General features: G+C 75.0%; 6 protein-coding genes, 3 tRNA genes and 1 pseudogene. 8 read left to right on the forward strand and 2 right to left on the reverse strand.

Going from position 1 to position 4870, the window contains the following annotated elements:
- Positions 1 to 25: 25 nt before the first annotated feature.
- On the reverse strand, positions 26 to 517 hold the full coding sequence (locus tag ABEB16_RS05980; RefSeq protein ID WP_345711350.1) for a YajQ family cyclic di-GMP-binding protein: 492 nt from the start codon (positions 515 to 517) through the stop codon (positions 26 to 28).
- A 118-nt stretch (positions 518 to 635) separates the two neighbouring features.
- Between ABEB16_RS05980 and ABEB16_RS05985 the strand changes: the two genes are divergently transcribed.
- The 8 genes from ABEB16_RS05985 (at position 636) to ABEB16_RS06020 (ending at position 4678) form a co-directional block, all read left to right on the forward strand.
- Positions 636 to 718 (forward strand) — tRNA-Tyr (locus ABEB16_RS05985).
- A gap of 105 nt (positions 719 to 823) precedes the next feature.
- A tRNA-Thr gene (locus ABEB16_RS05990) sits at positions 824 to 895 on the forward strand.
- A 32-nt stretch (positions 896 to 927) separates the two neighbouring features.
- A tRNA-Met gene (locus ABEB16_RS05995) sits at positions 928 to 1003 on the forward strand.
- Between the two features lie 113 nt (positions 1004 to 1116).
- Positions 1117 to 1287, forward strand: a complete 171-nt coding sequence (gene rpmG, locus ABEB16_RS06000; RefSeq protein ID WP_345711351.1) for a 50S ribosomal protein L33 — start codon at positions 1117 to 1119, stop codon at positions 1285 to 1287.
- Between the two features lie 19 nt (positions 1288 to 1306).
- A complete protein-coding gene (locus ABEB16_RS06005; protein WP_345711352.1) occupies positions 1307 to 1765 on the forward strand; it encodes an FAS1-like dehydratase domain-containing protein in 459 nt (152 codons plus the stop codon).
- Between the two features lie 58 nt (positions 1766 to 1823).
- Positions 1824 to 2282, forward strand: a complete 459-nt coding sequence (locus ABEB16_RS06010; RefSeq protein WP_425560110.1) for a MaoC/PaaZ C-terminal domain-containing protein — start codon at positions 1824 to 1826, stop codon at positions 2280 to 2282.
- Positions 2283 to 2311: 29 nt separating this feature from the next.
- Positions 2312 to 3559: an MFS transporter gene (locus tag ABEB16_RS06015; protein ID WP_345711353.1), complete on the forward strand. Its 1248-nt coding sequence runs from the start codon at positions 2312 to 2314 to the stop codon at positions 3557 to 3559.
- Positions 3560 to 3568: 9 nt separating this feature from the next.
- Positions 3569 to 4678, forward strand: coding sequence for a UDP-N-acetylmuramate dehydrogenase (locus ABEB16_RS06020; protein ID WP_425560111.1), 1110 nt, complete (start codon positions 3569 to 3571; stop codon positions 4676 to 4678).
- On the opposite strand, the pseudogene ABEB16_RS06025 reads toward ABEB16_RS06020, so the two are convergent.
- Positions 4644 to 4870 (reverse strand): annotated as a pseudogene (locus ABEB16_RS06025) (hypothetical protein); the annotation flags it as partial. The gene ABEB16_RS06020 and the pseudogene ABEB16_RS06025 overlap by 35 nt on opposite strands.

Below are 4870 nucleotides of genomic sequence, written 5' to 3' on the forward strand. Positions count from 1 at the left end.
CCCGCGGCGTCCACCGCTCCGCCCGTCAGCGGTAGTTGACGAACTGCAGCGCGGTGTCCAGGTCGGCGCCCTTCAGCAGCGTGATGACCGCCTGCAGGTCGTCGCGGCTCTTGGAGGACACGCGCATCTCGTCGCCGGTCACCTGCGTCTTGACGCCCTTGGGGCCCTCGTCGCGGACGAGCTTGCCGATCTTCTTGGCGATCTCCTGGCTGAGGCCCTCCTTGAGCGAGGCCTCGATCCGGTACTCCTTGCCGGACTGGCGGGGCTCGGAGGTGTCGAGGACCTTGAGGGAGACGCCGCGCTTGACGAGCTTGGTCTGCAGGACGTCGAGGACGGCGTTGACGCGGTCCTCGGAGTTGGCGCGCATCAGGATCGTCTCGCCGCTCCAGCGCACCTCCGCGTCGGTGCCCTTGAAGTCGTAGCGCTGCTGGATCTCCTTCGCCGCCTGGTTGAGCGCGTTGTCGACCTCCTGCCGGTCGACCTTGCTGACGACGTCGAACGACGACTCGCTGGGCACGGGTGCTCCTCCTGCGCTGTTGCCTGTGCTGCCGGGCTGTCGCCGGTGGCGCGTGTGGCGTCCCGGCCTTGCTATCGTGTCACTCGCACTCGGGCCCACCACGGGCCCGGTCGTGCGCGGCGGGTTGCCCGAGCGGCCAATGGGAGCTGACTGTAAATCAGTCGTCGAAAGACTACGGAGGTTCGAATCCTTCACCCGCCACGCTGAGGATCCCGGTCCCGGAGAGGGCACCGGGATCCTCTGACGTCGGGGTGCTGTGCCGGTTGGGTGACTGCCTGCCGGAGCGTGTACCCTCGACGACGTTCCGCCCCGATAGCTCAGTGGTAGAGCACTTCCTTGGTAAGGAAGAGGTCTCGAGTTCAATCCTCGATCGGGGCTCTCAGCGTCGCGGTTCGCGCCGGCGGCGCTGCGGCGGAGTAGCTCAGTTGGTAGAGCAAGCGGCTCATAATCGCTGTGTCGTCGGTTCGAGTCCGGCCTCCGCTACCAAGGGCGCGCGTCCTCCGCGGCACGGTCGCCGGGGGATGCGTGCCGTACCCTCGGGGTGAGTGCGCGTCGCGCGACGCCCCACCAGACCGACCAGCTGAGAGAAGGCACCAGCCGTGGCCGCGAAGAGCCAGGACGTCCGTCCCAAGATCACGCTCGCCTGCACGGAGTGCAAGCACCGGAACTACATCACCAAGAAGAACCGGCGCAACGACCCCGACCGGCTGGACCTCAAGAAGTTCTGCCCCAACTGCGGCGTGCACCGCGACCACCGCGAGACCCGCTGACCCGCGCGGCCCGGGCGTCGTGAGCGCACCCAGCGGGATCGACGCGTCCTTCGCCGGTCGCACCTACCCCGCGACCCGGCCTTACGAGGTCGGGCGCGAGGAGCTGCGCGAGTTCGCCGCGGCCGTGGGTGCAACCCACCCCGCCCACACCGACCCGGTGGTCGCCCGCGCCCTCGGGCACGCCGACGTCGTGGCACCCCCCACGTACGCGGTGAAGGTCGCCCAGCTCGCCGACCGGCAGTTCGTGACCGACCCGGCGGCGGGCATCGACTACTCCCGCGTCGTGCACGGCGAGCAGTCCTTCACGCACCACCGCCCCGTCGTCGCGGGGGACCGCCTGGTCTCCGTGCTGCACGTCGACGCCGTGCGCGAGGTCCGCGGCACCGCCATGGTGACCACCCGCAACGAGATCACCACCGAGGACGGCGAGCCGGTCACCACGGTGGTCTCGATGCTCGTCGTCCGCCCCGCCGGCTGACCGCGACCACCCCGGTCCGACGGCTCCGGTCCGACAGCCCGTGACGAGGACGGCACCCGTGAGCAGCACCGCCGACGACGGCACGACCGTCGCGCCCCGCCCCACCTTCGAGGCCGCGGCCGTGGGCGACGCGCTGCCCCCCCGCACCCTGCACGTCACCCGTGCCGACCTCGTGCGCTACGCGGGGGTCAGCGGCGACCGCAACCCCATCCACTGGGACGAGCGCTTCGCCCGCTCCGTCGGCCTGCCCGACGTCATCGCCCACGGGATGTACACGATGGCCCTCGCCGGGCAGGTCGTCGCCGACTGGGCCGGCGACCCCGGTGCCGTCGTGGAATACGGCACCCGCTTCACCAACCCCGTCGTCGTCGACCACGAGCGCGGCGCCGACGTCCTCGTCGAGGGGGCCGTGGCCGCCCGCGACGAGGACACCCGCACCGTGCGCGTCGAGCTGGTGGTCACCAGCGCCGGCGCCAAGGTGCTGGGCCGGGCCCGCGCCGTCGTCCGGCTGCCCTGATCTTTCGCCCTCCCTGGAGGTCCGCCGCCGTGTCCACCCCGCCCGGCACGCACGCCTCGCAGCGCGCCCGGACCGCCGTCTACGCCGCGTTCATCCTCAACGGCTTCGCGTTCGCGAGCTGGGTCAGCCGCATCCCCGCCACGCGCGCCGAGCTCGACCTGTCGTCGTCCGCGCTGGGCCTGCTGCTCCTGGCCCTGTCCGCCGGAGCTGTGATCGCCATGCCGCTGGCCGGGGCGGTCGTGATGCGCATCGGGCCGGCGCGCACCGTGCTGGCCGGGGCCGCCGCCGTCGCCGTCGGCACGGGCACGGTGGCGCTCGCGCTGGCCGCCCTGCCCAGCCCGCTGCTCGTCGCGGCCGGGCTCTTCGTGCAGGGCGCCGGCACCAGCGCCTGGGACGTGGCGATGAACGTCGAGGGCGCCGACGTCGAGCGGCGCCTGGGCCGTGCGCTCATGCCCCGCTTCCACGCCGGCTACAGCCTCGGCACCGTCCTCGCCGCCGGCGCGGGCTCGGCGCTCATCGCCCTCGGCGTCCCCGCGGCCCCGCACCTGGCCGCGGTGGGCGTGCTGGCCCTGGCGGCGACGGCCCTGGCCGTGCGCGCCTTCCTGCCGGTGGCGGGCCCCTCCGCCCCGCAGGGCGACGACCCCACCCCCGCCGGCCTCGGTCTGCGGGCGGCCTGGCGGGAGCCGCGGACCCTGCTGCTCGGGCTCATGGTCTGCGCGATGGCCTTCGTGGAGGGCACGGCCAACGACTGGATCGCGGTGGCCATGGTCGACGAGCAGGGCCACCGCACCTCCGAGGCGGTGGGCGTCCTCGGCTTCGCGGCGTTCGTCACGGCCATGACCGTCTGCCGGGTGCTCGGGCCGCAGATCCTGGACCGCATCGGGCGGGTGCCGGCGCTGCGCGGCTGCGCGGTGCTCGCCGTGGCGGGCGTCCTGCTCTTCGCCCTCGGCAGCGGCACCGGTCCCGTGCTGCTCGGCGCGGTGCTCTGGGGGGTGGGGGCGGCCCTCGGCTTCCCGCTCGGCATGAGCGCCGCCGCCGACGAACCGCACGCCGCCGCGGCCCGGGTGAGCGTGGTGTCGTCCGTCGCGTACACCGCCTTCCTCGCCGGCCCGCCGCTGGTGGGGGTGCTGGGCGACCACGTGGGGATCCTGCGCGCGGTGCTCGTCGCGGCCGGGGTGGCGGCGGTGGCCCTGCTGCTGGCGCAGACGGCCCGCCCGCCGGCGCGCTCCGGCGTCCCCGGGGCCGCGCAGCCGCTGCCGGGCACCCCGCCCGGTTAGGGTCGGGCGGTGCACCCCGCAGCAGCGCCCGAGACGTCCCCCGCCGTGCCGCAGGCCCGCACCGACGTCCCGCTGGCCCCCCTCACCACCCTGCGCGTGGGCGGCCCCGCCCGCCGCCTCGTCGAGGCCCGCACCGAGGCCGAGCTCGTCGCGGCCGTCCGCGCCGCCGACGCCGCCGCCGAACCCCTGCTGCTGCTCGCGGGCGGGTCCAACGTCCTCGTCGCCGACGCCGGCTTCGACGGCACGGTGGTCCGCGTCGCCACCCGCGGTGTGCAGGTCCTCGACCAGGACCTCTGCGGCGGCGCGATCGTCACCGCCGCGGCGGGGGAACCGTGGGACGGGCTCGTGGCGCTCGCCGTGGCGCGCGGCTTCGTCGGCCTGGAAGCCCTCTCGGGCATCCCCGGCACGGTGGGCGCCACGCCGGTGCAGAACGTCGGCGCCTACGGGCAGGAGGTGGCGCAGACCATCGCCACCGTGCGCGTGTACGACCGGGTGGACGCCCGCGTGCGCACCCTGGCCGCCGCCGACCTGGCCTTCGGCTACCGCACCTCCCTGCTCAAGCGCACCCGCACCGCCCTGGCCGGCACGCACCCCGAGAGCCGCCACGTCGTCCTCGACGTCACCTTCCAGCTCAAGCCGGGCACCCTGTCGGCGCCGGTGACCTACCCGGAGCTGGCCCGCGAGCTGGGCGTGGACGTCGGCGGCCGGGTGCCGCTGACGGAGGTCCGCGCCGCGGTGCTGCGGCTGCGCGCCCGCAAGGGCATGGTGCTGGACGCCGACGACCCCGACACCTGGAGCGCGGGCTCGTTCTTCACCAACCCCGTGCTGCCCGCGGCCGACGCCGGGCTGCTGCCGGCGGACGCGCCGCGCTACCCGGCGGGGGAGGGGATGGTGAAGACGAGCGCGGCCTGGCTCATCGACCGCGCCGGCTTCGCCCGCGGGCACGGGCTGCCGGGCCCGGCGGCGCTGTCGACGAAGCACACCCTCGCGCTCACCAACCGCGGCGGCGCCGGGTCGGGCGACCTGCTGGCGCTGGCCCGCGAGGTCGCCGCCGGGGTCGAGGAGCGCTTCGGCGTCCGCCTGGTCAACGAGCCGGTGCTGGTGGGCTGCTCGCTCTGAGCGGGGTCACCGGGCCGTGGCGGAGCAGGGCGCCGCGCACGACGTCGAGGACCGCCGCGTCGTCCAGCCCCGCCGCCCGGGCGCGGGTGACCAGCTCGACCGCGGTGCGCTGCACGTCGTCGGCGGCCGGTGCGCCGCCGCTCACGACCGTGCCGGTGCGACGGCGGGAGACGACGAGGCCGTCGCCCTCCA

The organism is Kineococcus glutinatus (assembly GCF_039542765.1).
In the GTDB taxonomy this organism is placed as follows: Bacteria; Actinomycetota; Actinomycetes; order Actinomycetales; family Kineococcaceae; genus Kineococcus_A; species Kineococcus_A glutinatus.